The sequence below is a fragment of the Aurantimonas sp. A2-1-M11 genome, assembly GCF_036549475.1.
In the GTDB taxonomy this organism is placed as follows: Bacteria; Pseudomonadota; Alphaproteobacteria; order Rhizobiales; family Rhizobiaceae; genus Aurantimonas.
The window spans coordinates 17,072-42,539 of the sequence record NZ_JAZHLI010000001.1 but is presented as its reverse complement, the minus strand read 5'-3'; the positions used below and the strand labels follow the sequence as shown (position 1 = coordinate 42,539).

General features: G+C 67.3%; 26 protein-coding genes and 2 pseudogenes. 11 read left to right on the top strand and 17 right to left on the bottom strand.

From position 1 onward, the window contains the following. Nucleotides 1-153: 153 nt before the first annotated feature. Entirely contained in the window at nucleotides 154-372 is a 219-nt protein-coding gene (locus VQ042_RS00225) for a DUF3144 domain-containing protein (RefSeq protein ID WP_331814327.1), read from the top strand. Between the two features lie 12 nt (nucleotides 373-384). On the opposite strand, the gene VQ042_RS00220 is transcribed toward VQ042_RS00225, so the two are convergent. Both VQ042_RS00220 and VQ042_RS00215 read right to left on the bottom strand, forming a co-directional pair. Continuing rightward, nucleotides 385-1,116 (bottom strand): DUF3306 domain-containing protein, encoded by a 732-nt coding sequence (locus VQ042_RS00220; RefSeq protein WP_331814326.1) that lies wholly within the window; start codon nucleotides 1,114-1,116, stop codon nucleotides 385-387. Next, nucleotides 1,109-1,657, bottom strand: coding sequence for a DUF3305 domain-containing protein (locus VQ042_RS00215; protein ID WP_442879997.1), 549 nt, complete (start codon nucleotides 1,655-1,657; stop codon nucleotides 1,109-1,111). Before VQ042_RS00215 ends, VQ042_RS00220 begins: the two co-directional genes overlap by 8 nt. A gap of 89 nt (nucleotides 1,658-1,746) precedes the next feature. On the opposite strand from VQ042_RS00215, the gene VQ042_RS00210 reads away from it, so the two are divergent. Beyond that, nucleotides 1,747-3,789, top strand: a complete 2,043-nt coding sequence (locus VQ042_RS00210; protein ID WP_331814322.1) for a 4Fe-4S binding protein — start codon at nucleotides 1,747-1,749, stop codon at nucleotides 3,787-3,789. 59 nt (nucleotides 3,790-3,848) lie between these two features. Here VQ042_RS00210 and VQ042_RS00205 read toward each other — a convergent pair whose 3' ends face one another. From VQ042_RS00205 to VQ042_RS00155, 11 genes are all read right to left on the bottom strand, one after another. Beyond that, nucleotides 3,849-4,148, bottom strand: coding sequence for a hypothetical protein (locus VQ042_RS00205; RefSeq protein ID WP_331814320.1), 300 nt, complete (start codon nucleotides 4,146-4,148; stop codon nucleotides 3,849-3,851). Between the two features lie 13 nt (nucleotides 4,149-4,161). Next, nucleotides 4,162-5,211 carry a DUF6352 family protein gene (locus VQ042_RS00200; RefSeq protein ID WP_331814318.1) on the bottom strand — a complete coding sequence of 350 codons (1,050 nt, stop codon included), beginning with the start codon at nucleotides 5,209-5,211 and terminating at the stop codon, nucleotides 4,162-4,164. Continuing rightward, nucleotides 5,211-5,978: a biotin/lipoate--protein ligase family protein gene (locus tag VQ042_RS00195; protein WP_331814316.1), complete on the bottom strand. Its 768-nt coding sequence runs from the start codon at nucleotides 5,976-5,978 to the stop codon at nucleotides 5,211-5,213. The genes VQ042_RS00200 and VQ042_RS00195 overlap by 1 nt, the downstream gene beginning before the upstream one ends. Continuing rightward, the gene (locus VQ042_RS00190; RefSeq protein ID WP_331814314.1) at nucleotides 5,975-6,166 is read right to left on the bottom strand and encodes a DUF6494 family protein; all 192 of its coding nucleotides are present in this window, start codon (nucleotides 6,164-6,166) and stop codon (nucleotides 5,975-5,977) included. The genes VQ042_RS00195 and VQ042_RS00190 overlap by 4 nt, the downstream gene beginning before the upstream one ends. 135 nt (nucleotides 6,167-6,301) lie before the next feature. Continuing rightward, nucleotides 6,302-6,430 (bottom strand): hypothetical protein, encoded by a 129-nt coding sequence (locus VQ042_RS00185; RefSeq protein ID WP_331814312.1) that lies wholly within the window; start codon nucleotides 6,428-6,430, stop codon nucleotides 6,302-6,304. Then, on the bottom strand, nucleotides 6,427-7,830 hold the full coding sequence (locus tag VQ042_RS00180; protein WP_331814311.1) for a cytochrome C: 1,404 nt from the start codon (nucleotides 7,828-7,830) through the stop codon (nucleotides 6,427-6,429). Before VQ042_RS00180 ends, VQ042_RS00185 begins: the two co-directional genes overlap by 4 nt. A gap of 22 nt (nucleotides 7,831-7,852) precedes the next feature. Beyond that, on the bottom strand, nucleotides 7,853-9,031 hold the full coding sequence (locus VQ042_RS00175; RefSeq protein WP_331814310.1) for a formate dehydrogenase subunit gamma: 1,179 nt from the start codon (nucleotides 9,029-9,031) through the stop codon (nucleotides 7,853-7,855). Between the two features lie 136 nt (nucleotides 9,032-9,167). Continuing rightward, nucleotides 9,168-9,764 (bottom strand): formate dehydrogenase FDH3 subunit beta, encoded by a 597-nt coding sequence (fdh3B, locus tag VQ042_RS00170; RefSeq protein ID WP_009210417.1) that lies wholly within the window; start codon nucleotides 9,762-9,764, stop codon nucleotides 9,168-9,170. 15 nt (nucleotides 9,765-9,779) lie between these two features. Further along, nucleotides 9,780-12,770 carry a formate dehydrogenase subunit alpha gene (locus tag VQ042_RS00165; protein WP_331814307.1) on the bottom strand — a complete coding sequence of 997 codons (2,991 nt, stop codon included), beginning with the start codon at nucleotides 12,768-12,770 and terminating at the stop codon, nucleotides 9,780-9,782. A gap of 57 nt (nucleotides 12,771-12,827) precedes the next feature. Next, nucleotides 12,828-13,037, bottom strand: a complete 210-nt coding sequence (locus tag VQ042_RS00160) for a twin-arginine translocation signal domain-containing protein (protein WP_331814306.1) — start codon at nucleotides 13,035-13,037, stop codon at nucleotides 12,828-12,830. Between the two features lie 78 nt (nucleotides 13,038-13,115). Next, nucleotides 13,116-13,721 carry a TorD/DmsD family molecular chaperone gene (locus VQ042_RS00155; RefSeq protein ID WP_331814305.1) on the bottom strand — a complete coding sequence of 202 codons (606 nt, stop codon included), beginning with the start codon at nucleotides 13,719-13,721 and terminating at the stop codon, nucleotides 13,116-13,118. A 268-nt stretch (nucleotides 13,722-13,989) separates the two neighbouring features. Between VQ042_RS00155 and VQ042_RS00150 the strand changes: the two genes are divergently transcribed. The 3 genes from VQ042_RS00150 to VQ042_RS00140 all read left to right on the top strand — a co-directional run bounded on the left by VQ042_RS00150 (nucleotide 13,990) and on the right by VQ042_RS00140 (nucleotide 16,335). Further along, a complete protein-coding gene (locus VQ042_RS00150; protein WP_331814304.1) occupies nucleotides 13,990-14,697 on the top strand; it encodes an ABC transporter permease in 708 nt (235 codons plus the stop codon). Further along, nucleotides 14,690-15,484, top strand: coding sequence for an ATP-binding cassette domain-containing protein (locus VQ042_RS00145; protein ID WP_331814303.1), 795 nt, complete (start codon nucleotides 14,690-14,692; stop codon nucleotides 15,482-15,484). Before VQ042_RS00150 ends, VQ042_RS00145 begins: the two co-directional genes overlap by 8 nt. A 65-nt stretch (nucleotides 15,485-15,549) precedes the next feature. Then, on the top strand, nucleotides 15,550-16,335 hold the full coding sequence (locus VQ042_RS00140) for a substrate-binding domain-containing protein (RefSeq protein ID WP_331814539.1): 786 nt from the start codon (nucleotides 15,550-15,552) through the stop codon (nucleotides 16,333-16,335). A gap of 47 nt (nucleotides 16,336-16,382) precedes the next feature. On the opposite strand, the pseudogene VQ042_RS00135 reads toward VQ042_RS00140, so the two are convergent. After that, nucleotides 16,383-17,223, bottom strand: a pseudogene (locus VQ042_RS00135) (substrate-binding domain-containing protein). A gap of 164 nt (nucleotides 17,224-17,387) precedes the next feature. Here VQ042_RS00135 and mobB point away from each other — a divergent pair. Continuing rightward, the gene (gene mobB / locus VQ042_RS00130; RefSeq protein WP_331814536.1) at nucleotides 17,388-17,894 is read left to right on the top strand and encodes a molybdopterin-guanine dinucleotide biosynthesis protein B; all 507 of its coding nucleotides are present in this window, start codon (nucleotides 17,388-17,390) and stop codon (nucleotides 17,892-17,894) included. A gap of 40 nt (nucleotides 17,895-17,934) precedes the next feature. Here mobB and VQ042_RS00125 read toward each other — a convergent pair whose 3' ends face one another. After that, nucleotides 17,935-18,468, bottom strand: coding sequence for a hypothetical protein (locus VQ042_RS00125; protein WP_331814302.1), 534 nt, complete (start codon nucleotides 18,466-18,468; stop codon nucleotides 17,935-17,937). A 98-nt stretch (nucleotides 18,469-18,566) separates the two neighbouring features. Continuing rightward, nucleotides 18,567-20,432, bottom strand: a complete 1,866-nt coding sequence (locus VQ042_RS00120) for a vWA domain-containing protein (protein ID WP_331814301.1) — start codon at nucleotides 20,430-20,432, stop codon at nucleotides 18,567-18,569. 351 nt (nucleotides 20,433-20,783) lie between these two features. Here VQ042_RS00120 and VQ042_RS00115 point away from each other — a divergent pair, with 351 nt between their 5' ends. Beyond that, on the top strand, nucleotides 20,784-21,182 hold the full coding sequence (locus VQ042_RS00115; protein WP_331814300.1) for a (R)-mandelonitrile lyase: 399 nt from the start codon (nucleotides 20,784-20,786) through the stop codon (nucleotides 21,180-21,182). 87 nt (nucleotides 21,183-21,269) lie between these two features. Here the strand turns inward: VQ042_RS00115 and VQ042_RS00110 are convergent, their stop codons facing one another. Next, nucleotides 21,270-21,533: a DUF2312 domain-containing protein gene (locus VQ042_RS00110; protein WP_024350256.1), complete on the bottom strand. Its 264-nt coding sequence runs from the start codon at nucleotides 21,531-21,533 to the stop codon at nucleotides 21,270-21,272. A 179-nt stretch (nucleotides 21,534-21,712) separates the two neighbouring features. Here VQ042_RS00110 and VQ042_RS00105 point away from each other — a divergent pair. The 4 genes and pseudogenes from VQ042_RS00105 (at nucleotide 21,713) to VQ042_RS00090 (ending at nucleotide 25,468) form a co-directional block, all read left to right on the top strand. Then, nucleotides 21,713-22,968 (top strand): annotated as a pseudogene (locus VQ042_RS00105) (aconitase X). Beyond that, the gene (locus VQ042_RS00100; protein ID WP_331814297.1) at nucleotides 22,965-23,387 is read left to right on the top strand and encodes an aconitase X swivel domain-containing protein; all 423 of its coding nucleotides are present in this window, start codon (nucleotides 22,965-22,967) and stop codon (nucleotides 23,385-23,387) included. Before VQ042_RS00105 ends, VQ042_RS00100 begins: the two are co-directional and overlap by 4 nt. 98 nt (nucleotides 23,388-23,485) lie before the next feature. Continuing rightward, nucleotides 23,486-24,685 carry a mandelate racemase/muconate lactonizing enzyme family protein gene (locus VQ042_RS00095; RefSeq protein ID WP_331814296.1) on the top strand — a complete coding sequence of 400 codons (1,200 nt, stop codon included), beginning with the start codon at nucleotides 23,486-23,488 and terminating at the stop codon, nucleotides 24,683-24,685. Nucleotides 24,686-24,697: 12 nt separating this feature from the next. After that, nucleotides 24,698-25,468, top strand: coding sequence for an SDR family oxidoreductase (locus VQ042_RS00090; protein ID WP_331814295.1), 771 nt, complete (start codon nucleotides 24,698-24,700; stop codon nucleotides 25,466-25,468).

The following is a 25,468-nucleotide window of genomic DNA, read 5'->3' as shown; positions in this document are numbered from 1 at the left end:
GGCAAATGCCGCTCCTGGCCAATCGCGATCCTGGGGCGGGCCGGCGCGGATCACATCGCGCGAACGAAAAGGCCCGACGATTTGGAAGCCCAGGGAAACCGAAAGCAGCGACGGGCCGCAGGCACGCCCGCGACGCTCGATCCGGACGCCTTCGTGAAGCTCGCCGACCGCTTCATCGACGTCGCCAACCGCGCCAACCAGAAGGTCCTGGCGACGGACATCCACATGGCGTTTCTCTACGCCGCGGCCCGCTACAACGCCTTCGTCGGCAACAAGGTCCAGGAAGTGGAGGACCACGAGGTCTTCATCGAGGAGATGGCGGCCGTCTACAAGGAGATGCTCCGCAACCATCTGGCCGATCCGGATCTCTGATTCGCCGCCGACCTATCCCTGCAGACGCTGGCGGATTGACACACGGCGCGCGGGCGACGGTGCTGGTGTTTCGGCACGCGCGACAGGTATGGGCTCGGGCGTGGCCGCGGGTGGCTCGCCCGTTTTGGCAGGCGGGGTGAACGCGTCGTCCGTGGCTGGCACCGAGCCAGTATCGGCGCCGGCCTGGTCGGTCTGCGGTTCTTCCCGCAAGACGCCTTCGGTGCCGCTTTCCTCCGTGTCTGCCATCTCGTCCGCTGCGATCTGATCGTCGGTCCCGGCGGCCAGTTCGTCGGCATCGGGCTCCGGACGGGTCAGCCGGCCGGTCGCCCGCTGGGTGTCCTGTTCCTCGATGCTGAGAAAGCCGCGCCCGAGCTGCCAGAGCGAGGTGTAGCGATTGTGGGCGGGATTGCGGAAATCCTCGTCGTAGTCGTTGAGCCCGTCGAGATTGGCGAAGACCGGATTGGAGCGCCACAGCTTGCGCAGGGCCTTGCGGCGCAGGAGATCGGGAACGCCGCGCTTGAGGAACAGGCCGAAATCGTCCCCCGCCTTCATCGAATCGATGTCGACGGCTTCCGCCGCGATCCGGTTCTGCTCCAGCTCTTCCGCCTCGCGGGCGAGGGCCTCCGGGTCGATCTCGGCGGCCTCAGGTAGCTGGGTTTCTGCGGCTTCGGCCGCCTCGACGTCGCGCTTGCGCCGTGACCAGCGCGACAGGAAGTTGTCGCCGTCCTCCGGTCCGTCAGCCATCCAGATTGCCTCCGGCCGGCTTCTCGCGCTGCAGGAAGATCGGCTCCTTGCCGAATTTGTGATCCTCGAGATCCAGCCGGTCGCGCCGGCGTTTCTTGAACTCCTCTTCCTGGTGGTAGCGGTTCACGAAATCCTTGATCGTCGCGGTGATGTCCGGCGGCATGGGCACGCGCTCGACGATGTCCTCGCCGCTGTCGTCGTAATCCTGGGCCAGATAGGGCGAGGCGGTCACGCTGTGGACGAACCAGGGCAGGGGCCGTGTGCCGTCCGACGGCGAACGGCGCAGCACGATGAACAGCGCCGGGACTTGGCTGTTGAAATTGTGCACATAGGCTTCGGTGTCGGCGGCATGGCAGGTGAGGGCGTGCACGCCCATGAAGTAGCGGGTCCGCTCGTCGTCGCTGAGCATCACGTCGCCTTCCGACGGGCCACCGGCGCCGGGCGCGATTCCCACCGGAATCCAGTAGTCCTTCGCCCATCGCGAGACGGATCGGCGCCGTTCGGCGAGAACACCCAGCATGATCGTCAGTTCACGGGCCAAATGGCGCACCTTTCGCTGCCTGCGAGTTCGCTTTTCACCCGCCGGAAACAGCGTAACGTGTTATTCCTCATCGACAAAGGGGAGAAGTCATGAGCGCGACGAGCCAACGGATTCTGGTCTGCAACTGCGAGAAGACCATGCAGGTGGACGGCAAGGCGATCGGCCGTGCCCTGGGCGGAGGAGAACTGCCGGTTCACACCCATCTGTGCCGGAGCCAGATTGGCGCCTTCGAGGGCGCGATGGAGGATGGCGGTCCCGTGATCGTCGCCTGTACCCAGGAGAGCCCGCTCTTCGCCGAGATTGCCGAGGAGAAGGGGCGGGACGTCACCGCTTTCGTCAATATCCGCGAAATGGCCGGGTGGACGGCCGACAGCGGATCGATCGCGCCGAAGATGGCCGCGCTGATCGGCGCCGCCTCGCTGCCGGTGGCGCCGGCGCGCCTGCGCGCGATCGACAGCGACGGGCTCTGCCTGGTGACCGGACGCGGCCAAAGGGCCTTCGACGCCGCGGCGCTGCTCAACCGGACGCTCTCGGTCACGCTGCTCCTGACCGATGCCGAGGACGTTCTCCTGCCGGAGGTGCTCGATTTCCCGGTGTTCCGCGGCAGGGTCGTCTCGGCGACCGGCACGCTCGGCGGCTTCGAGATCGTGGTGGACGACTACGCCGCCATGCTGCCGTCGTCGCGCGGGGAGCCGCAATTCGCGCTGCCGCGCAACGGTGCCAAGTCGACCTGCAGCGTCCTGTTCGACATGGCCGGCGGACCGCCGCTGTTCCCGCGGCCGACCGGACGCGACGGCTATTTCCGGGCCGATCCGGCCGATCCCGCAGCCGTCATGCGCGCCGTCTTCGATGCGAGCGGTTATGAGGGCGAGTTCGAGAAGCCGATCTATGTCAGCTACGACGCCTCGATCTGCGCCCATGAGCGGTCCCGGAAGACCGGCTGCACCAAGTGCATCGACAATTGCCCGCCGGGCGCGATCACGCCCGATGGCGACAACATCCTGATCGACACGGCCATCTGCGGCGGCTGCGGCAATTGCGCCGCCCACTGTCCAACCGGCGCGGTCTCCTACGATTATCCGGCCCGCGCCCAGTCGATCGAGCGCGTGCAGACCCTTGCCCGGACCTATCTGGCGGCGGGCGGCGAAGCGCCGGTGCTGATGGTCCACGAGCGCGAGCACGGTTCGGCGCTGATCAACGCCATGGCGCGGTTCGGCCGCGGCCTGCCTGCGAACGTCATTCCGCTGGAAATGCATTCGACCACGGCCCTCGGCCACGATCTGATTGCCGCGGCGTTGGCGGCCGGCATCCGCTCCCTCGTCGTCCTGGTCGATCCGCGCAAATCGGGCGAGCTGCATGCACTCGAGGAGGAAATCGCGCTGACGGACGCGCTGCTTTCCGGCCTCGGCCATGCGCCCGGTCGCGTGCGGATCATCTGCGAGCGCGACCCGGAGATCGTCGAGGCGATGCTGTACGACCATCAGGCCGTACCGGAAATCGCCCGCACCGCCTTCTCGCCGGTTGGCGGCAAGCGCGAGGTGGCCCGCGCCGCGATCGCGATCGTCGCGGGGGCCGGCCGGGCCCCGGCGGACGAGCTGATCCGCCTGCCGGCGTCCGCGCCCTACGGCAACATCCTCGTCGACAAGGAGCGCTGCACCCTCTGCATGGCCTGCGTCTCGGCCTGTCCGGCCGACGCGCTGCGCGACACGCCCGAGAAGCCGCAGCTGCGCTTCGTCGAATCGGCCTGCGTGCAATGCGGCATCTGCGCCGCGACCTGCCCGGAGACGGCGATCGCCCTCGACCCGCGCTACAATCTGGCACCGACCGTGATGCAGCCGGTCACGCTGAACGAGGACGAGCCGGCCGAATGCACCCGCTGCGGCGAGCCCTTCGCCGCCCGCGGCATGCTCGACCGGGTCCGGGAGACGCTCGGCGGCAAGCACTGGATGTTCCAGACCGAGGAGCGCGTTGCACTGCTGCACATGTGCGAGAGCTGCCGCCTGGAATCGCTGGCCGCCGACGGTGGCGATCCCTTCGCCATCGCCCAGCGTCCCAAGGTCCGCACCACGGACGACTATCTGGAAGCCGGCAAGCGGGGCCTGACGATCGACGACTTCCTCAGCGTCGACTGAGGGTCACAGCCGATGGCGTGATCCGGAAGCTCGTGCGTCCTGTTGGATGCACAGCGGCCCTAATTGCGCTGGTAGCAGAGGGACCGGGCGTCGGTGCGCGACTTCTCGGCCGCCTCCGCGGTGATCAGATCCTGCTCGACCATCACGGCGATGTCGGCGAAGCGCTTGTCCAGGCAGGCCGCGACGTCGGCATCGACCCGCAGGTCGCCGAGCGCTTCCCCGCGTTCCTGGACGCCGGGGACCCACTCCCCGGTGTTCGTCCAGATGAGGAAGGCGAGGACACCGAGCGCGATGGCGATGACCAGCGCGACAAGGCGCATCCAGGGCGAATTCGCGACGTTGTGCGATGATGTCGTCATGTCGATTCCTTGCTCATTGGACGCCGGATCTCAGGGGAAGGTTGGTCAGGAGGTTCTGGGGTTTCATCCGGATGAGACCGGCCGGCGTCACCGACACGCCGAGATAGGCCGGCTTGCCGCGCATGGTCTCCAGGATACGGCCGTCCTCCTTGAACTCCATGCGGAAGAGCGCCGCGATCCGGGCGAGACGCTCTTCGTCGACGCTCTGGCCGTCATAGAGGGCGTTGAGGATCTGCGTGGACTCGGCGTCGAGGCCCACATGCCAGGACCAGTGCTGGTCGGTGATCGACTGCATCGCCTGGACCCGCACCGGCAGGCGCAGGAAATGCTCGACCCAGCGTTCGATCACGCGCGCCAGCGCGTCCTGTCCGGGCTGGGTGAAGCGGAAATCGAGGGCGAAATTGAACTGGTCGGCGCGGCCCCAATAGGCCTCGCGGTTCTCCTCGCTCATCACGTCGAGCGAGACTTCCCGCATCGGGGTGCCGGCCTCGGCCAGGAGCGAGCCGAGCCCACCCAGGCCGCCGGATTCCGAATACATCTCGACCACTTCCGCGTCGGCCAGGGTCAGCTGTCCGTCGCCGGTCGTCGCCATCTGGTCACGGAAGAACAGTTCGGCGGCGCGCAGCACGAAGGGATCGGTCTCCTCGGCCAGCAGGCCGCCGAGGATCAGATGGACCAACTGCTCGATGAAGACCGGCGGCACGCGCGGTGCGTCCGGGCGGAACAGGGCGAGATAGCCCGCCTCGATCGAGCCGTGCCGCAACAGATGGTCGCGATAGGCGAGCAGCATGCGGTAATTGTCCGCCGTATCGGCATCGGCCAGCGCCGCGAGATCGGATTCCGCAACCGCCGCGTCGGGCGTTTCCATCAGCCGCTCGAACAGGCGATGCTCGTTGTCGCAGCTTTCCTCGATGGGGTGGATTTCAGGCCGGGTATAATAGGCGCGCAGGAAGGCCGGCGTGACCGCGAGCCAGCCATTGTTCAGCCGGTGGGTCAGGTGCAGGCCGGCCGATTTCCAGACGACACGCCCCTGGGGCTTCGTGGGGTTTGCGTCCCTCTGCATCAGGCGTCGGCTCCGGTCACGGCGTCGGTCAGGGGCAGCAGCATCGTGTGCTCCCCGATGGTCAGAAGGGCCCCGCCGCTCTCGTCGAGGCCGATCATCGTGCCGCGATGGATCGTGTCGCCGAGCACGATCTCGACAGGCTCGCCGCGTGCGTCGGTGCGGGCCGTCCAGCTCTGGTGGGCGGACCCGAACCCGTCATGGGTCCAGTCGTCGATCCACGACAGGAAGTGCCGGGCCACAGCCTCGATGATCAGGGTCCGGTCCATCTCGCCGCAGCCTTCCTCCATCAGCGCCGTCGCGGCGAGATCGTGGCCGGGCTCGGCTGGCCCGTTCCGCGACGCCGCAATGGTCAGCGCGAAGCCCGCGACCAAGCGCTCCCGGATCGATGCAGGATCGCGGGCGCCGCAGGCATGCAGGCGCACGCCGCCGATGACGGCCCCATTGGCCAGGATGGTGCCCGGCCAGCGAAAGGTCAGCGCGAGATTGGGCGGCCCGATCCCACCCAGCGCGTCGGCGATCGCCACCATCAGTAACGGCAGCATCTGCGCGGCCTGCGACAGTGCGACATCCGGCTCCAGCACGATGGCGGCGGCGGCGCGATCGGTGTCGCAGCTCCAGAAGAGGTCGCCCGCCCCGTGGGTTCCCGTCATCGCCGCCTGAACGGCCGCGCCGAACGGATCGTGTCCGGCGGCCACCGGATGGCCGGTGAAGGCCGGCGGGAATTGCGGGTCGGCCAGGGGAACAGAAGCGTGTTGGCGCAGCGTCACGGCAGCTGGATTTCACCCTCGACCACATGGTCCAGCGGCTCGCCCTCGGCGGTCAGATGCATGCGCACCTTCAGGGGACCCGAGCCGGCCTTGCCCGTGCGCACCAGTTCCTCGATCTCGCGCTGCGAGGTCACGCCGACCTGCTTGAGGAACTTGCGCAGTGACATGTTGAAGGCGTCTTCGCTCATTGATCTGTTCCTTGATTGTGTTTCGCGGATCCGCCCGAAGCGATCCGCTGGTATCGCGTGCGGCAGCACCGAATCCGCCCTCCCGGGCTGGCCGTGGTGGCCAATGGGGAGTCGGACGGCGCCGGTCGGTCGCGCCTATTCCAACCGGACGTTTTCGGTCGAATAGGCCTCGCTGGCCGATTGCTCCAGCTCGCTGTCCAGCAGCAAGCCGACCCCCAGCGCGATGATCAGCACGATGGCCACGCTCAGCAGAAATGCCTTCATTGCGGTATCGTCTCCCCCGGTTGTGGTGCAGGCCGCTCGCTCGGCGGCAGATTGTCGGCGTCGGCTGCGGTCGCCCGTTGCAGATAGGCGATCAGCGCGTCGCGCCGTTCCACGCTCTTGAGGCGCTGCACCGGCATTTTCGTCCCCGGCGTCACGACGTCGGGCCCATGGTCGAACAGGCGTGATACCGTTTCCGCGGTCCAGACGATATCGGATTCCGTCAGCGCCCGGGAATAGGCATAGCCCGGCACGGTGCCGGCCTTGCGACCGAACAGCCGGTAAAGCGTCGGCCCGGCGCGGTTGCCGTCGTCGGGCGTCAGCGTGTGGCAGACCGAGCATTTGCGCAGGAATTCGCTCTCGCCGGGATCGTCCAGATCGTGCGCCTGGAACCGCCGGGGATAGACCGACTGGATGGCTTCCATGCGCTGGCGCGGCTCCACCTGCCAGCGGATGGCGAAATCGTCGAGCCCGACGCGATAGAGCTGGCTGCCATCCGGCGTGAAGGCGAGGCCCCAGACCGGGCCGTAGATGTCGCCATATTCCTCGACCAGCGCGCCCGTATCGGTGTCGAACACGCGGATGCGTCCGTCCGCGCTGCCGGTGGCGAACCAGCCGGCGCGGGGCGAGGCCGCGATCGACAGGACCGGGTTCTCCTTCGCGGCGAGTTCGACCGTCTCCAGTGTCGGCAGATCGACGAGGCCGGTCACGCCGTTCTGGGTTCCGAAGGCCAGCAGCGAGCCGCCGGGCAGGGGGGCGAGCACGGTGATGCCCCAGCCATGGCTGTAGAGCAGCCGCGACGTGCCGGCGATGCGACCCTCATCCAGTGGCCATTCGCGGATCGTGCCGTCATTGCCGGCCGTGAAGAGCTGCCGGCCATCGAGCGAGAAGGCGACGGCGTTGACGTTGCCCTGGTGGCCGTCGGCGCGGGCGATCTCCGTCGCGTCCGCGATGTCGAAGATCCGGGCCGTTCCGTCCCAGCGTGCCGCGGCGGCGAAACGGCCGTCGAGGCTGACGGCGACGTCGAGAACCTTGACCGGCGTATCCGTGATCCGCTGTTCGAGGTTGCCGGTGGCCAGGTTCCAGATCACGAAGGATCCGTCGTCGGAGACCGAGACCGCCTGGTCCGTGCCGGGGACGAAGGCGACGTCGTTGACCGCTGCCTCGTGACCGGCGAGGCGCGCCGAAACGGTGCCGTCCACACCGGACATGTCCCACAGGATGATGGAATAGTCGAAGGAGGCCGTGAGCGCACGGGTGCCGTCCTGCGAGAGGGTGACGGATTTGACCGGTCCGCCATGGCCGACGAGCCGGTCCGGCAGGTCTGCGGCGCCGGCGGGATCCGCCGCCAACGACAGGAAGAGGATCGCGGCGAGCGCCGCCGGTCTCAACGCCGGGCCCATGCTGATGGCATCGGTCCGGCCGCTATTCCGCGGGTGCGGGATGCGCGCCTGCCTGGGGCCGCCCGTCCTTCTCCAGCACCTCGTCGACCCACAATGCATGATGCTCCCGGGCCCAGTTGAGGTCGACGTCGCCGCTGCCCATGGCCGCGAAGGCGCCCTGCATGCCGATCGTGCCGATATAGATGTGGCCGAAGATCACGCAGACCATGAACACCGCCATGATGGCGTGCCAGATCGCATTGAACTGCTGCTCCTGGATGGCCGAATAGGGCGGTCCGGGCAGGCCGAGCCATGCGGGCACGTCGAGGCCGATGGCGGCGAGGGCGACGAAGGTGTCGCTGAAGAAGGCGTGCTCGTAGGGGAACAGCAGCGCCCAACCCGAGACGCTGAGCGACAGGCCGCCAATCATCACCAGCCAGAAGATGATCTTCTGGCCGGCATTGAACTTGCGGGCCGGCGGATGCTCGCCCCTGGAGAAGAAGCCGCCGCCCTTCATCAGCCACACGAAATCGGTGCGCGAGGGGATGTTGTGGGCGATCCACAGGACGAAGGCCACGACGAGGGCGCCCATGAAGGCGAAGGCGACATAATTGTGCGACAGCTTCAGGAAGCCGGACATCGCCCCGAAGGCTTCCTTGCCCATCAGCGGCAGGATCAGCTCGCGGCCGAAGGAGATGTTCAGCCCGCTGATCGCCAGGACGATGAAGGACAGGGCCATCACCCAGTGGGCGGTCCGCTCGACCAGGCCGAAGCGCTTGATGGTGACGCCGGCGAGGCCATGCTGGACGCGGATACGCCCGCGAATGGCGAAGAACAGGGCAAGCAGGACCAGCATGCCGATCATCGCCAGCCCGAGATAGTCGAACATCGGGCCATTGCGCAGCAGGCGCCAGGACTCGCCCTCCGACTGCACCAGCACGGCGGCGTTCTTGTCGGGGATCGAGACGCTGCCCGAAATGCCCTGGCGCACCGCGCGCCAGATCTCGGTGTCGGAGGTCGTGCCGAGCGCCTCGCCCGGCACCGCGCCGCCGACCGGCGAGGATGCGTTGTCCGGCGGCCGGACGGAACTCTGGGCATGGCCGGCACTCGACGTGGCGACCATCATCAGGACGGCGATGGCGAATGCCGGCGCCAGAGCCGCAAGACCCCGGACCGGGGCAAGGCGCGACAAGACGGCGAAAAGCGCTCTGAGGCTAGGCATGTCCTCTATCCCCGTACGGGTGGAAAGATGCGGGTTTCAGGACCCGGCAGCGGCGAAAGCGGTGACGTCCCACGCCGCCGGTCGTGGCGCGGCGGACGACCGGAGCCATCCGCCATGCCTCTCGGCAAAGGCCGCGTCAGCCGCCCAGCTTCTGGTCGTAGGCGGTGCCCCAGCCCCAGGCGCCGGCGCCGAAGCCGCGGGCCACGACGCGCTCGCGATAGATCGACGACACGGTGTCGCCGTCGCCGGCCAGCAGCGCCTTGGTCGAGCACATCTCCGCACAGAGCGGCAGCTTGCCCTCGGCCAGGCGGTTGCGCCCGTATTTCTGGAACTCCACCGCCGAATTGTCCTCTTCCGGACCGCCGGCACAGAAGGTGCACTTGTCCATCTTGCCGCGCGAGCCGAAGTTCGACGCCTGCGGATATTGCGGCGCGCCGAACGGGCAGGCGTAGAAGCAGTAGCCGCAGCCGATGCACAGGTCCTTGGAGTGCAGGACCACGCCATCGGAGGTCTGGTAGAAGCAGTCCACCGGGCAGACCGCCATGCAGGGTGCGTCGGAGCAGTGCATGCAGGCGACCGAGATCGACCGCTCGCCCGGCTTGCCGTCATTGATGGTGACGACGCGCCGGCGGTTCACGCCCCACGGAACCTCATGCTCGTTCTTGCAGGCGGTTACGCAGGCGTTGCATTCGATGCAGCGCTCGGCGTCGCAGAGGAACTTCATTCGTGCCATTGGTCTGATCCTCCCTTACGCCCGTTCGATCCGGCAGAGCGTGGTCTTGGTTTCCTGCATCTGCGTCACGGAATCGTAGCCGTAGGTCTGTGCCGTGTTGCAGGCTTCGCCGAGCACGTAGGGGTCGGCGCCGTCCGGATATTTTCCGCGCTGGTCGTTGCCCTGGAAGTAGCCGCCGAAGTGGAAGGGCGTGAACACCACGCCGCGGCCCACGCGCTCGGTCACCATCGCCATGATGCGGATCTTGCCGCCCTCAGGGCTGTGCAGCCATACCGTGTCGCGGTCGCGAAGGCCGAGATCGTTGGCGTCCGACGGATTGATCTCGACGAACATGTCCTGCTGCAGTTCGGCAAGCCACGGATTGGAGCGGGACTCGTCGCCGCCGCCCTCGTATTCCACCAGACGCCCCGACGTCATGATCATCGGGAAATCCTGGGAATAGTCGTTCTTCTGGATCGAGGCAAAGGCCGTCGGCACGCGCCAGAAGGTCTTGTCCTCATAGGTCGGATAGTCCGTCACCAGGTCGCGGCGCGGCGTGTAGAGCGGCTCGCGATGGATCGGGACCGGATCGGGGAAGGTCCAGACCACGGCGCGGGCCTTGGCGTTGCCGTAAGGGGCGCAGCCATGGGCGATCGCCACGCGCTGGATGCCGCCCGACAGGTCGGTCTTCCAGTTCACGCCGCCGATCTTCTCGTCGTAGTCCGACGGGATCGGACCCGTCTGCGACTGCTCGCCGACATCGTCGCCCTGGTTCGGCCGCTGGTCGGCGTAGCCGGCCACATAGTCGATATAACGGCGCTCGTACGGCGTCAGATCCTTGTCCCAGCCGAGCTCCTTGAGCATGGCGAAGGTGAATTCCGGATAGCCGTCCTCGATCTCGGAGCCGACCGGCCAGGAGCCTTCGGCCAGAAGATTGTCGCCGTCGCGCTCGACGCCGAAGCGAGCCCTGAAGCCCATGCCGCCCTGCGCCACCGGAATGGAGGTGTCGTAGAGATTGGCCGAGCCGCTGTGCTTCATCTCCGCGGTGCCCCAGCACGGCCAGGGCATGCCGTAGAACTCGCCGTCATGCGGACCGCCGACGCCGCGCAGCGTCGTCCGGTCGAAGGTCTGCTGATTCTGCATGTGCGACTTCATGCGCTCCGGCGACTGGCCGGTGTAGCCGATCGTCCACATGCCGCGGTTGAATTCGCGGGTGATGTCCTCGATGACCGGCTCGCCGTCTTTGACCTCGATGTGGCGGAACATGCGGTCGGCGAAGCCGAACTTCTCCGCGAATTTGTGCATGATCACATGGTCGGGCAGGGACTCGAACAGCGGCTCGACCACCTTCTCGCGCCACTGCAGCGACCGGTTCGACGCGGTGACCGAGCCGGACGTCTCGAACTGCGTCGAGGCCGGCAGCAGGTAGACGCCATCGGTGCGGTCCTGCAGGACGGCGGTCATCGTCGGATACGGGTCGATGACGACCAGCATCTCCAGCATGCCCATCGCCTTCTGCATTTCCGGCAGGCGGGTCTGCGAGTTCGGCGCATGGCCCCAGAACACCATCACCTTGGTGTTGTCGGGCTGCTCGAGGTTTTCCCGCGCCTCCAGAACGCCGTCGATCCAGCGCGAGACCGGAATGCCGGTCTCGTTCATCATCAGGCGGTCCTTGCCCTCGTCGCCGGCCCCCGGCATGACGGCGAAGCGGCCTTTCAGCCAGTCGAGTTCCTCGTCCCAGACCCGCGCCCAATGGGCCCAGGAGCCGGGGGTCAGGCCGTAATAGCCCGGCAGCGTGTCGGCCAGGACACCCAGGTCCGTCGCGCCCTGCACGTTGTCATGGCCGCGGAAGATGTTGGTGCCGCCGCCGGCCTTGCCCATGTTGCCGAGTGCCAGCTGCAGGATGCAGTAGGCGCGGGTGTTGTTGTTGCCGTTGGTGTGCTGGGTGCCGCCCATGCACCAGATCAGCGTCGCCGGGCGGCTTTCCGCCAGGGTGCGCGCCACGCGCTGGAGCTGCGAGCCCGGAACGCCGGTGACCCGCTCGACCTCGTCGGGCGTCCAGCGCGCGACCTCGGTGCGGATCTGGTCCATCCCCCAGACGCGGCTGTTGATGAACTCCTTGTCCTCCCAGCCATTCTCGAAGATGTGGTAGAGAACGCCCCATATCAGCGCGACGTCGGTGCCCGGCCGGAACCGGACGAATTCGTCGGCATGGGCCGCGGTGCGCGTGAAGCGCGGGTCGCAGACGATCAGCGGCGCGTTGTTCTCTTCCTTGGCCTTCAACAGATGCAGCAGCGAGACCGGATGCGCCTCGGCCGGGTTGCCGCCGATCAGGAAGATCGCCCGAGAATTGTGGATGTCGTTGTAGGAATTCGTCATCGCACCGTAGCCCCAGGTGTTGGCGACACCTGCGACCGTGGTGGAGTGGCAGATCCGCGCCTGGTGGTCGATGTTGTTCGTGCCCCAATAGGCGGCGAACTTTCGGATCAGGTAGGACTGCTCGTTGGAATGCTTGGCCGAGCCGAGCCAGTAGACGGAATCGGGACCGGCGGCCTCGCGGACCTCCAGCATCTTGTCGCCGATCTCGTTGATCGCCTCGTCCCAGCTGATGCGCTGCCATTTGCCGCCGACGAGCTTCATCGGGTATTTCAGGCGGCGTTCGCCATGGGCGTGCTCGCGCACCGAGGCGCCCTTGGCGCAATGGGCGCCCAGGTTGAACGGTGAATCGAAGCCGGGCTCTTGGCCGACCCAGACGCCGTTGGACACCTCGGCGATGACCGTGCAGCCGACCGAGCAATGGGTGCAGACCGACTTGCGGATCTCCATCTCGCCGGTGGCCGTCTCGCCGGCCGCCTCGGCCCGGCGCACCATGCCGCCGGACAGGGTCGCGACGGCGGCCGCGCCACCGATGGTGAGGCCCGAGCGCTTCAGGAATGTCCGGCGATCAACCGCGGCCGTTCCCAGCTCCGACAGCGCCGAGACCATCCGGTTGCTCCGCGCCGCGCCATTTGCCTTTTTCCTGAGCATTGCTGTCTCCGATCCCTGATGTGCGGCCGCCCGCAGTCCGATTGCCTGTCGAGAGGGTTAGAACCGTGCCGTCTTGTAGAATGTCTTCACATGGTCGGTTTCGCGGTAGCCCGCGCCGGCCGTGTCCTGATCGGTCATCTCCGCTTCGGCGGGAGCGCCGGTGACCAGCGCCGCGCCACCGGCGACGCTGCCCAGCCCCGCGAATTTCAGGAAAGCCCGGCGGTCGGCCTTGATTGCGTCCTTCATTCCCGTGTCCTTGTCGCTCATCCTGCTTCTCCGTCGTCGCAGGGCCTGGCCCTGGTTCCTTACTGCTGCGGGGCGCCGTGCTCCCCGCCGGTTCTGCGGCTACATGTCGAAGCCCGATTCCTCGATGGCCATGAAATGACGGCCGACCGTGCCGACCGGGCGATACAGAAGCGCCGACCGGCTGGTCTCGAGATCGGCGAAGAAGTGCCCGGCCCACGAGCCCACGTGCTTGCGGAAGAAATCCTTCTGGACCGCCAGCGGCTGGACCTGGCCGAAGGCGCCGTCGATCAGCCCCGCCATCATCTCCATCAGGGCGCCGGCATGGTCTTCCGGATCGCGGCTGTCGTCGGAGCGGGCGATGCCGAGCGGCACCATGTCGCTGCGCAGGCGCGCCAGCGGCTTCTCGTGGAGAAATCCGGTGAGATAATAGGAGCCGTAGGGCACGAGTTCGCCGCGCCCGACCCCGATGAACAGCTCCTGATATTCCGCGTGCGCCTCGGCAAGCGATGTAGCGGCGGCCTGTGCCGCCAGTTCACCGATGCCCTGGCCCAACAGGCTGCTGTCGCCGGACAGGCCCCGCAGCGTGAGCAGCAGCGATTCGTCCATCGGCTGCGCAAGGATGCGGGCCAGCAACCTGTAGAGGTTGGCGCGCAAGGCCTCGGCTTCGGCCGGTTCCGTCGTTACAGCGAGATTGTTGGTCTGCAAGGCTTTTCTCCCACCTCATTAGAGCAACAAATCAGCGGTCCGACAACGCTTTTCTCAAGATGCGGCAATGTCTCCCGGTCGCTTACTTAAACTAGATGATACTACTCAACTTTAAATACTGGGTGTTGCAGTGCGGGAGGCTTGTTTGACCTCGACGCTATGGTCCGCCGCGAGCCACAGGCGGTAACAGTTCCTTAATCTGGAATTATCCTGCGTTCCCTGTCATATTGCTGTCAGACGAACCAGGGAGCGAAGCAAAAACTCAAAAATGCAGGAAATTGCAGAATCGTTCTCGCTGGCTGCGGGCTTGATCCTTTCGGGCGACCCGGAGCTGTGGTCCATCGTCCTCCTGTCGCTCCGGGTTTCCGTCACCGCTGTGGTGATCGCCGCGGCGATCGGCATGCCGCTGGGCGCCCTTCTGGCCGTCGGACGGTTTCCGTTCCGCCGCGTGGCCATCGTGCTGCTCAACGCGCTGATGGGGCTGCCACCCGTCGTGGTCGGCCTGCTGGTCTATCTGATGCTGTCGAATGCCGGCCCGCTCGGGGTCCTGCAGATGCTCTACACGCCGGCCGCGATGATCGTCGCGCAGGTGGTGCTGGTGGTGCCCATCGTCGCAGCGCTGACGCGGCAGGTTGTCGAGGACCTCGACGCCGAATATTCCGAACAGCTCCGTTCCTTCGGCGTCTCCCGCATCGCGGCCGTCCCGACGCTGCTCTGGGACGGACGGCACAGTCTCGTCACGGCGCTGCTGGCGGGATTCGGCCGTGCCATCGCGGAAGTCGGCGCCGTCATCATCGTCGGGGGCAACATCAACCACGTCACCCGGGTGATGACGACGGCGGTGGCCCTGGAGACCTCGAAGGGCAACCTGTCCCTGGCGCTCGCCCTGGGCGCGATCCTCCTGATCATCGCGATCGCGATCAACGCCTCGGTGGGGCTGTTGAGCGCGAGCCGGCCGCAGGTCGCCCATGCGTGAGGACCTCGCCATCCACAGCTATGCCGGCATCGCACCGGCGCAGGCCAGCCTAACTGATGACGCGTATCGCGCATCGGTCCTGCCGATCCGCGCCGAGAACCTCGTGTTCCGCGCCGGTGGTCGAACCTTGCTGGATGTGGCGGGCCTGACCATCGCGCCCGGCGCGCCGACCCTGATCCTCGGCCCGAACGGGGCAGGCAAGAGCCTGCTTCTGCGGCTGCTGCACGGGCTGATCGCGCCCGCATCCGGGCGGATGAGCTTCAACGGCCAGGCCATCGGCCCCAGGGTGCGCCGCCGGCAGGCGATGGTCTTCCAGCGCCCGGTCCTGCTGCGCCGGTCCGTCGCCGCCAATATCGACTACGCCCTGAAGGTGCATGGCCTGGCGCGCGCCGCGCGCAGGGAGCGGGTCGCGCAATTGCTCGCCATCGGCGACCTCGCCGACCGAGGCAACCAGCCCGCGCGAACCCTGTCGGGCGGCGAGCAGCAGCGGCTGGCGGTGGTCCGTGCGATCTCGACCTCGCCGGACATCCTGTTCATGGACGAGCCGACCTCGAGCCTCGATCCCGGCGCCACCCAGGCGATCGAGATCCTGCTGCGCCGCGTTGCCGACGCCGGAACCAAGATCGTGATGGTGACCCACGACATCGGCCAGGCCCGCCGCCTGGGCGCCGAGATCGTCTTCGTCCATCGCGGCCGGATCACCGAGCAGACACCGGGCGGGCGATTTTTCGACGAGCCCTTGTCTCAGCCGGCGCGAGAGTTTCTCGCCGGCGGGCTCGTTCTGTAGCGCCGCTTGCGGGCAAGGAGGAACGCGTGAAGACGCAACTGATCGGGGCTGTCGCCATCATCTCGATGACGCTGGGGGCGATGGTCGCTCCGGCTGCGGCACAGGCGGACTTCATCGTCGTCCAGTCGACGACGTCGACCCAGAATTCCGGCCTGCTGGATGCGATCCTGCCGGGCTTCACCGAAACGTCCGGCATCGAGGTCCGCATCGTCGCGGTCGGCACCGGCCAGGCGATCAAGAACGCCGAGAACGGCGACGGCGACGTGCTGCTGGTCCATGCCAAACCCGCCGAGGAGCAATTCGTCGCCGATGGCGGCGGCGTCGAGCGCTTCGACGTGATGTACAACGACTTCGTCATCGTCGGCCCGAAGGATGATCCGGCCGGTGTGGCGGGCATGAAGGATGCCGGAGCGGCGCTCGACACGATCGCCGCGGCGAAGGCGCCCTTCGCCTCGCGCGGCGACGACAGCGGCACGCACAAGGCGGAGCAGCGTCTGTGGCAGGGAGCAGGCGTCGATCTTGGCGCGGCGTCGGGCGGCTGGTACCGAGAGACGGGATCGGGCATGGGCGCCACCCTCAATACCGGTGTCGGCATGGGCGCCTACGCCCTGACCGATCGCGCGACCTGGATCTCCTTCGGCAACAAGGGCGATCACGAGATCCTCGTCGAAGGCGACCCCAAACTCTTCAACCAGTATGGCGTCATCCTCGTGAACCCGGAGAAGCACCCTGCGGTGAAGGCCGAAGCGGGCCAGGCCTTCATCGACTGGCTGACTGGCGCAGAAGGCCAGACCGCCATTGCGAACTTCAGGACCGACGGCCAGCAGCTGTTCTTCCCGAACGCCAAATAGCGCCGGCGTCGGTCCAAGGGGGCCGGCGCGCCAGGGCGCGTTTCGGCTCAGGCGCCGGGAGCGTTGTAGTGAACGGTGCCCGCGCCGCCGACGTCGTATCCGGTCATCTCGGCGGCGCGCTCGGCGAACTCGCCCGAATGCAGGAACCGCGCCAGCGACTGCAGCGGCGGCTCGAACCACGCGCGCCGCCAGACCAGCAGGTCGTATCGGTCGTCGGCAAGGGGGACGAAACCGAGCCGGTACTGGGCGGCCATCGCGGCGAGCCCGAAGCCCGCATCGGCCTTGCCGTCCAGGACCAGCCGGGCCACGTCGTCCTCGGTCTTGGCGGGCACCGGCGGTCCGGCCAGCGCATCCGTGTCGAGACCGGCGCCGGGCAAAGCGCAGCGGCGCCAGGTCGCTCACAGAGGCGATCCCATGCGGATTGCCGGGCGCGACGATCAGGCCGCATTGGCGTCGGGCAAATTCGATCAGTACCACCGGGGCGTCGCCCAGCATGTCGCGGACCGTGACGACGTTCCAGTCACCGCCGGCTTCCCTGACATGGGTGGCGCAGGCCGCCGCCTCGCGCCGCGACACCCGGCCTATCCCGTCGAGGCTGCCATCAAAGAACGCCGCCAGCCCGCTCCCCGACTGGCGCAGCGCCCATTCCAGCAACGGATCGTGGCTGCCGGCGAGTATCATCGGCAATTCGCGCTCGCCGGCGATCGGGCCGGAGCGGGACGCGGCCATCCAGGCGTCGACCTCCGCGCGCGGGAACAGCAGCTTGCCGACGACGCGGATGCAGGGCACGTCGCCGCTGGCGGCCAGATCGTAGACCTTGCGCTCCTTGATCCGCAGGAGATCGGCCAGTTCACGGGTGGTCAGATAGGTGGGCACGGTTTCGGACATGGCGGCATCTAGCCTTAGCCCCCGGTTTGCAGCAACGCTTGATCGCGCAGCGCCGGCCGCCGGGCATGCACGCCGTCGCATCTCGACCCGGCCTGCCACCTTCGCCTAGATGGGCGCGATCCCCGGTGGCGGGACAAGACGAGTTCGAGAAGGCGATTGCCACGGTGACACAGCGCATATTCGGCATCACGGGCTGGAAGAATTCCGGCAAGACGACCCTCACCGAACGGCTGGTGACGGAACTCACGGCACGGGGCCTGCGGGTCTCCACGGTCAAGCACGCCCATCATGCCTTCGAGATCGACAGGGAGGGGACCGATTCCTTCCGCCATCGGATCGCCGGAGCTGGTGAGGTGGCGATCGTTTCCGGGCAGCGCTGGGCGCTGATGCACGAGCTGCGCGGCGAGTCCGAGCCGAGCCTGCAGGAGATTGTCGCCCGCCTGTCGCCGTGTGACCTCATCCTGGTCGAGGGGTTCAAGCGGGAGGCGCATCGCAAGATCGAGTGCCGGCGGATCGGGGCGCTCGACCGCCGGCCGATGCAGGAGAGCGTCCCGGCGATCGCGGCGATTGCGGCCGATCATGATGTGACGGGAACGCAGCTGCCGGTCTTCGCCCTCGACGATATCGCCGCGATCGCCGATTTCGTCATGGCCGAGACCGGGCCTGCCTGATCGTTGACGGCGGGAGTCCGTCGCGGTCGCGGACGCCGCCCTACCAGCGCTTGCGCCGGTCCTCGAAGCGGTCGCGCCTGTCGCGGAAGCGGTCATCGCCTCGCCGGCGGTCACGATCGCGGTGACGGTCGAAGCCCCGGCCAAAATCCCAGTCGCTGTCTCGGCGGTCGCGCCGCCAGTCCCTGTCCCGGTCGCGGTGGTCGCGATCCCAGTCGCGGTCGCGGCGGTCATGACGACGGTCCCAGTCGCGATGGCGATCACGGCCCCAGCGGCGATCCCGGTGCCGGTCGCGCAGACGGTCCTCGGCGCGCCAGCGCGGCGAACCCCGGAAGTCGTAGAGATAGCGATCGGCGTCGAGAGAGCGGCGACGGTCGCGGTATCCGCGGTGGTCGCCGCGCCCCACCGTTCCGCCGCCCGGGCGATGCTGTGCCAGACGATAGGCGCCGTCCGGCACGCTGCGGGAGTGGGCAGTCGTCGCGGCGTCAGACACCACGGCGGCATCCGCGCTCGCGGTCATGGTGGCGAGGGGCTGGGAGAGCCCGAGGCTCAGGAAGAAGAGTGTGGCTGCAAGCATGACGGATGCCTCCTGGGCCTGGGATTTGTCTCCGGCACATGGTGCGGAGCAGCGGGATGTCAGCAGCGCCGGGTGCGTCGGATCCGGCGCGATAATCCCTAGCGGGCGATGCGCAGGCTCGAGATCTGTTCGGTGATCGCCTGGAAGGCGGCCGCCAACTCGTCCTGGCTCTGGGCGTCGTAATAGAGCTTCTGGCTCGGGTCGATCAGACCATCCGAGGCGCAATCCTCCATCAGCTTCTTCACCGGCTCTCCGTCGCGAAGGTCGAAGGCGATGGTGAAGATCAGGATACCGTCCATATCGCTGCCCGGCTTGCGACCGTCCGCCTTCACGTTCTGGCAGATCTTGGCGACGTTCTGGTCCATGGCCGCAACATAGCTGTCGACGCTGTAGTCCTTCGAGACGCCGGTGGTGCCGTCATAGATCCGGCCGGCTTTGCGCGTGCTGCTGCCATGGGCGTAGGTCGCGCCATAGCCGTAGGAGCCGTAGGTCGAGCGGTTGTGGTCGCGGATTTCCAGTGGCCGGCCGCCGGAGTTGAGGTTGTAGGTGTTGTTGCCGTCGGTCATCAGCACCAGCACCTTCATGTTGTCGGGTGTCTCGTGGCTCCTGCCTTCCGTGAACGGCTCGCGCGACGTCAGCAGGCGCCAGCCCCATGCCAGACCATGGGGGATGTTCGTCGAGCCTTGCGCCTCCATGACGTCGATGGCGTCGGTGACCGTCTTCAGCGTCTTGGTCAGCGGCGTGAGCGGCGTCGTCACGCAATTGGAGTTCGGCCCCCAGTCCCCACGGTTGATGCTCGGTTTCGTCAGCCGGTAGCTGCTGTCGAAATATTTCGCGACCTTGGCCTGCTCGGCCATCGCGTCCTTGGCCGAATTGGTGGAGCCGCTGGTGCTCTCCAGATAGTCGTTCCAGCCGACCTGGACGTCGTCATATTCGTCTGGCGCGAAGGTCGGCACGAACAACGTCTCCGGCTTGGTGGAATCGGGAACCGTGTCGGTGGTCGACAGTCCGTTCGGCCGTGCCTCCACGCAGCCGCGCCAGCTGCCGAAGTCGCCCTTGAGATGCGCGTTGTCATAGACGTAGAACCGCGTCAGCGGCTCGCCGGACGAGATCTTGGTCCAGTAGGAGCCGTTGAACTTGGCCTGGGGCGTGCCGCTCGAGGGGGCGGTGTAGACCCAGCCCCGGCCCCCGACCCAGTTCCAGCCGCCGCTTGTGGCTCCGGACAGCCAGTTTCCCCAGTCGAGATTCTCGTGGTGGATCGGCGAGCGGCCCTGCGTGTCCATCCAGGCCGCGTTTTTGTATTGCGGGCCGACATTCACCGAGCTGGAAAAGGGGACGACGGCGAATTGTACGGGAAACTCTTCGGTCGAGCCCTTGTCCGCGGACAGGAACTGTTCCGCAAGATCGGTCGCCGCATCCTTCACGATGTCGATCTTGCTCTTGGTGCCGCCGGAATTCGGCCTGTCCTGCATCGAGCCGGAATTGTCGAGCACCAGAGCCAGTTCGATCGAGCGGTTCTGCACGACGATCTCGCTCTTGGCGTAGAGCGGGAACTGACGCCAGTCGAGGGTTCCGCCCGTGACCCACATCAGCGCGTCACCGAAGAAGGTCGGCAATTGCCGCCGTGCGGTCACCTTGAGGATCGTCATGCCATCTTCGCGTGCGACGCCGTCATAGCTGAATTGCGTCGTGCCGCGGGTCTCCTCGCCGGCATTGTGGAAGAAGTAGGCTTCCGACACGCTCTTCAGGTATTCCGGGTCCTGCGTCCGGCCGTATTCCCGCCCGGCGGCCAGCGCGGCGACGTCGGCGGCCTGCTGCAGGCTGCGATTGGCGCCATAGATCCCGGAAAGATCGACGGCGGTCGCCATGCACATGACGAGCATCGGCAGCGCCAGGCCGAAGACGACCGCAACATTGCCGGCCCGTGCTTCGACAAACCGAACGATTCCCGCAAGTTTCAGCACTCAAACTCCAATGCGCTGCGATATCCAGAGTGGAAGATACAGGCAGACGGTTGCGATAAGGTTGCAGCCATCGCTCGCATGCGGCGGTTCTCGCAAGATCCTTGCCGTAGACGACAGGGCCCCGACCGCCGCGGGCGCGGCCTGGAATTGCACGCAAAAGTGGTTCCGAGCCGGCCTGATGCGGTCGGGGCGCGGCGTCCCGCCTGTTCGCTGGCATCCGGTCGCAGCCGGTGCGATGGTCGCGCAGGGACCCATCGCGACTTCGGCATGTGATCGGGTCGCGTCGAGAGACAAACGGGAATGCAGGGGCCGGCAGACCGCCCGACAATCCCTGCGAGGAGGAGAGTCATCATGGACATCAGACGCGGGGGATCCGTCCCGACACGGCGCGGGCCGGCCAGCTATTTCACCGGCACCGTGTGGCAGGACCCGATCGTCGAGGCGCCCGAGCCGGCGCGGGTGCGCTCGAACCTGGTGACCTTCGAGCCCGGTGCCCGCACCGCATGGCACACCCATCCGCTGGGCCAGACGCTCTATGTCACGGCGGGGGCAGGGCGGTTCCAGAGCGAGGGCGGCCCGATCGAGGTGATCCGGGCGGGCGACGTGATCTGGATCTCGCCGGGCGAGAAGCACTGGCACGGCGCCGGCCCGGACACGATGATGACGCATGTCTCCATCCAGGAGGCCCTGGACGGCATCGCCATCGACTGGCTGGAGCATGTCAGCGACATGGAATATGCCGCCGCCTGAGGGCGCAAACGGTTCTGCGCGTCCGCTGCAAACGGGAAGGCGCCGGGCATCCCGGGCGCCTTCCCTGACGCCGCACGGTCCGTCGTCTCAGGCGGCGACGGCGGACGGAGCCTCTTCCATCGCGCGCATGTAGAGGTCGAGCAGCGTCTCGTGCTCGTCCCGCTCGTCCTTGTCCTGCTTGCGCAACTTGATGATCTCGCGGATCACCTTGACGTCGAACCCTTCGCCCTTGGCCTCGGCGAAGACTTCCTTCTTGCCGTCGTTGAGGTCCTGGATCTCGCTCTCGATCTGCTCGATGCGCTCGACGAACGAACGGATCTGTCCGCCCGCAATCATGGCCGTGTCACTCATGGTTTCTCCTTCGCGAATCCGGAGCCGCAATATCGACGGGGTAGGTAACCGGACTCTTAACCTCGCGGGCGCCGTGCCAATTGCCTGTGGATGATTGCCAGTCACCGCAATTCCCGGTCATTGTCGCGGCCAACGGGCTGCCGGCTGACCGCGGCTGGCGCTCTTCCCACGGGTGATCGATGTCCCTGCACCTGACCGACCAGGATCGCGCGTTGCTGAATGGCGAGGAGGGCAAGGCCGCCGCGTTCGCCATGCAGATCCTGGCCGCCTTCGCGCGCTCGGTGGGCGCCGGGCCCTTCTCGACATTGTCGGGGCGCACGTGGACGGTTGCCTCTATCACGGCGCCGTCAGCCTCGATTTCGTCGAGCGGTTGCTGACAGAGGGCGGCCGCGTCCGCGTGCCGACGACCCTGAATGTCGGCTCCCTCGACCTCATCCACCCCGATCTCGTGCGTCTCGACGCCGGCGAGCAACAGCCGCGGCGACGGCTGATGCAGGCCCACGAGGCCCTCGGCTGCCAGGCCTCCTTTACCTGCGCGCCCTATCAGACGCTGTTCCGGCCCCGCTTCGGCGAACAGGTCGCGTGGGGCGAATCCAATGCCATCGTCTTCGCCAATTCGGTGATCGGCGCGCGCACCGACCGCTATGGCGACTTCATCGACCTGTGCTGCGCGATCACCGGCCGCGCGCCCGCTTTCGGCCTGCATCTCGACGAGAACCGCCGCGGCCGCCTGCTGTATCGTCTCCAGGGCTTCGCGCCGTCGATCGAGCCGAGCGACGCGCTCTATGTCGCGGTCGGTCTGATCATCGGCGAAGCATCGGCCGAGTCCGTGCCGGTCATCGAGGGCCTGCCGCCGCCCCGCGACGAGGACCAGCTCAAGGCGCTGGGCGCGGCGGCCGCTTCCGCCGGCGCGGTCGGCCTGTTCCACGCGGTCGGCATCACGCCGGAAGCCCCGACGCTGGCGGCGGCTTTCGCCAGCGCGCAACCCGACCGGATCATCCCGATCACCCCGGCGGCCGTCGAAGACGTGCTGAGCCGTCTGTCCACCGTCCCGGTGGGGGCGCCCATCGATGCGGTTTGCCTGGGCACGCCGCATTTTTCGCGTGGCGAATGGGATCTGTTGCTGCCGCTGCTGCGGGGCGTGCGGCCGGACCGGGGCGTCCCGATCTACGTCAATACCAGTCGCGAGACCCTGGCCGGGCTTCACCAGGACGGCGCGCTGGCAGGCCTGGTAAATTGCGGCCTCGTTCCGGTCGTCGATACCTGCACCTATGTCACCACGATCCTGCACGGCGTGGAGGGGGCGGTGATGACCAATTCCGGCAAGTGGGCGCATTACGCGCCGGGCAATATCGGCGTCTCCGTGGCCTTCGGGTCGCTGGAGGACTGCGTCCTGTCCGCTGAGGCCGGCAGGGTCGTGAGGAGCCCCGCATGAGCCGCGAGGGCCGGGCAATCGTCGCCGGGCGGGCGGAGGGTCGGGCGCTCGTCCTCGGCGAAGCCCTCAGCTTCTGGGGCGGCGTCGACGTGGAAACCGGCCGGATCATCGACGCCTCGCACGCCGCGCGCGGCGCCTGCGTGACCGGGCGCATCCTCGTCATGCCGAGCGGCCGCGGTTCGTCGTCGTCGGCGTCCGTCCTGGCCGAGTCGATCCGGCGGCAGACCGGGCCGCTCGCCATCCTGCTGGCCCGGCCCGATCCGATCCTCACCGTCGGTGCGATGGTCGCCAGGGCGCTCTACGGCCGCGATTGCCCCGTCATCCTCTGTGACATCGACGGCATCGGCGAGGGCGACCTGATCGAGATCGACGCGCCCGCGGATTCTGCGTCCTGTGCGGTCACGATCGGCGCGGCCTGAGGCCCGCGTTGCGTGGGCCGCCTTGACCCCGGCCGTCCATCGCGCCGAAGAAGGGCGGCGAATTGCAAGGGGATTCGCCCAGGAGGGAGCCTGCCTGCATGAAAATCACCGCCATCGAGACGCTGCGGACCGAGGAATTCTCCAATGTCCTGTGGGTGCGCGTCCACACCGATGCCGGGATCATCGGGCTCGGCGAGACCTTCTACGGCGCCGGCGCAGTGTCCGCCCACATCCACGACACGCTGGCCGGCCGCCTGCTCGGCCGCAATCCGCTGCATATCGAGGCGCTGTCAAAGGAGATGGTGAACCTGCCGATGGCGCAGTCCTCCACCGGCGTCGAGTATCGCGCGGCTTCGGCGATCGACATCGCGCTGTGGGACATCTTCGGCAAGCTCTGCGACCAGCCGGTGCACCAGATGCTGGGCGGCCTGTGCCGCGACCGGCTGCGCATCTACAATACCTGCGCCGGTACCCGCTATGTCAGCTCGTCCAACATCCGGCCGGTGTCGAACTGGAACCTCGGCGAGAATACTGGCCCCTACGAGGATCTCGACGCCTTCATGACCGATGCCGGCGCGCTGGCCGAGGATCTCCTCGACAACGGCATCGACGCCATGAAGATCTGGCCCTTCGACCCGATCGCCAACGAGACGGGCGGCCTCTATCTGACGGCCGAGCAGATGCGGCGCGGCCTCGAACCCTTCGAGAAGATCCGCAAGGCCGTCGGCGACCGGATCGACATCATGGTGGAGTTCCACTCGCTGTGGAACCTGCCGGCCGCCAAGATGATCGCGAAGGAACTCGAGCCCTACAAGCCGATGTGGTTCGAGGATCCGATCCGCATGAACTCGCCCCAGGCGCTCGCCGAATATGCCCGTTCGACCGATGTCTGGGTCTGCGCCTCCGAAACGCTCGGCTCGCGCTGGCCCTACAAGGACATGCTCGACCGCGATGCGCTGTCGGTGGCCATGGTCGATCTGTGCTGGTCCGGCGGCCTGACCGAGGGCCGCAAGATCGCCGCCCTTGCCGAGACCTGGCACCGGCCCTTCGCGCCGCACGACTGCATCGGCCCGGTCGGCTTCGCGGCCGCCGTCCACATGTCGTTCAGCCAGCCCAACACGCTGATCCAGGAATCCGTTAGGGCGTTTTATCGCGGCTGGTATACGGAACTCGTGACCGCGGTGCCGCGGATCGAGGGCGGCTACGTCTATCCCATGGACGGACCGGGCCTCGGCGTCGAACTGAAATCGGACGTCTTCGAGCGCGCCGACCTCTCTCGCCGCATCAGCGAAATCTAGAAGGAAGACATCATGACCAAAACCGCATCATTCGACCTGACCGGCCGCACGGCACTGATCACCGGCTCCTCGCGCGGACTGGGCAAGGCGATGGCGCAGGGGCTGGCGGAAGCCGGCGCCGTGGTCATCCTGAACGGACGCAGCGCCGAGACGGTCGCCGCCGCCGCCAAGGAACTGCGCGATGCCGGCCACACGGTCCACGAGGCGGTCTTCGACGTGACCGGGGAGGCCGACGTGGTCGCCGCCTTCGAGCGCTTCGATGCCGAGGGGCTGGAAGTCGACATCGTCATCAACAACGCCGGCATCCAGCACCGCCAGCCGATGCTCGAACTGGCGCTGGCCGACTGGCAGCGGGTGATCGACACCAACCTGACCAGCGCCTTCCTGATCGGCCGCGAGGCCGCCCGCCGCATGGTCCCGCGCGGTCGCGGCAAGATCATCAACATCGGCTCGCTGACCAGCCAGCTCGCCCGCGCGACGGTGATCCCCTATACCGTCGCCAAGGGCGGCATCAAGCTTCTGACCCAGGGCATGGCCGCCGAATGGGCCGCCTCCGGCATCCAGGCCAATGCCATTGGACCCGGCTACATGCTGACCGACATGAACGAGGCGCTGGTCGCCAACGAGGCCTTCGACAACTGGGTCAAGAGCCGCACGCCGGCCGGCCGCTGGGGCCAGCCCGAGGAACTGGTCGGCACGGCCGTCTTCCTCGCCTCCTCGGCCTCCGACTACGTCAACGGCCAGATCATCTATGTCGACGGCGGGATGCTGTCGGTCCTGTGA

Bases quoted from the DNA above. Each gene is read 5' to 3' on its own strand.
- VQ042_RS00115 (WP_331814300.1), top strand. From the start codon at position 20,784: ATGGACATCAGACGCGGGGGATCCGTCCCGACACGGCGCGGGCCGGCC.
- VQ042_RS00175 (WP_331814310.1), bottom strand. From the start codon at position 9,031: ATGCCTAGCCTCAGAGCGCTTTTCGCCGTCTTGTCGCGCCTTGCCCCG.
- VQ042_RS00145 (WP_331814303.1), top strand. From the start codon at position 14,690: ATGCGTGAGGACCTCGCCATCCACAGCTATGCCGGCATCGCACCGGCG.
- VQ042_RS00110 (WP_024350256.1), bottom strand. From the start codon at position 21,533: ATGAGTGACACGGCCATGATTGCGGGCGGACAGATCCGTTCGTTCGTC.
- VQ042_RS00165 (WP_331814307.1), bottom strand. From the start codon at position 12,770: ATGCTCAGGAAAAAGGCAAATGGCGCGGCGCGGAGCAACCGGATGGTC.
- VQ042_RS00185 (WP_331814312.1), bottom strand. From the start codon at position 6,430: ATGAAGGCATTTCTGCTGAGCGTGGCCATCGTGCTGATCATCGCGCTG.
- VQ042_RS00150 (WP_331814304.1), top strand. From the start codon at position 13,990: ATGCAGGAAATTGCAGAATCGTTCTCGCTGGCTGCGGGCTTGATCCTT.
- VQ042_RS00220 (WP_331814326.1), bottom strand. From the start codon at position 1,116: ATGGCTGACGGACCGGAGGACGGCGACAACTTCCTGTCGCGCTGGTCA.
- VQ042_RS00100 (WP_331814297.1), top strand. From the start codon at position 22,965: ATGAGCCGCGAGGGCCGGGCAATCGTCGCCGGGCGGGCGGAGGGTCGG.
- VQ042_RS00205 (WP_331814320.1), bottom strand. From the start codon at position 4,148: ATGACGACATCATCGCACAACGTCGCGAATTCGCCCTGGATGCGCCTT.
- VQ042_RS00090 (WP_331814295.1), top strand. From the start codon at position 24,698: ATGACCAAAACCGCATCATTCGACCTGACCGGCCGCACGGCACTGATC.
- VQ042_RS00190 (WP_331814314.1), bottom strand. From the start codon at position 6,166: ATGAGCGAAGACGCCTTCAACATGTCACTGCGCAAGTTCCTCAAGCAG.
- VQ042_RS00095 (WP_331814296.1), top strand. From the start codon at position 23,486: ATGAAAATCACCGCCATCGAGACGCTGCGGACCGAGGAATTCTCCAAT.
- VQ042_RS00200 (WP_331814318.1), bottom strand. From the start codon at position 5,211: ATGCAGAGGGACGCAAACCCCACGAAGCCCCAGGGGCGTGTCGTCTGG.
- fdh3B (WP_009210417.1), bottom strand. From the start codon at position 9,764: ATGGCACGAATGAAGTTCCTCTGCGACGCCGAGCGCTGCATCGAATGC.
- VQ042_RS00140 (WP_331814539.1), top strand. From the start codon at position 15,550: ATGACGCTGGGGGCGATGGTCGCTCCGGCTGCGGCACAGGCGGACTTC.
- VQ042_RS00210 (WP_331814322.1), top strand. From the start codon at position 1,747: ATGAGCGCGACGAGCCAACGGATTCTGGTCTGCAACTGCGAGAAGACC.
- VQ042_RS00125 (WP_331814302.1), bottom strand. From the start codon at position 18,468: ATGCTTGCAGCCACACTCTTCTTCCTGAGCCTCGGGCTCTCCCAGCCC.
- VQ042_RS00160 (WP_331814306.1), bottom strand. From the start codon at position 13,037: ATGAGCGACAAGGACACGGGAATGAAGGACGCAATCAAGGCCGACCGC.
- VQ042_RS00180 (WP_331814311.1), bottom strand. From the start codon at position 7,830: ATGGGCCCGGCGTTGAGACCGGCGGCGCTCGCCGCGATCCTCTTCCTG.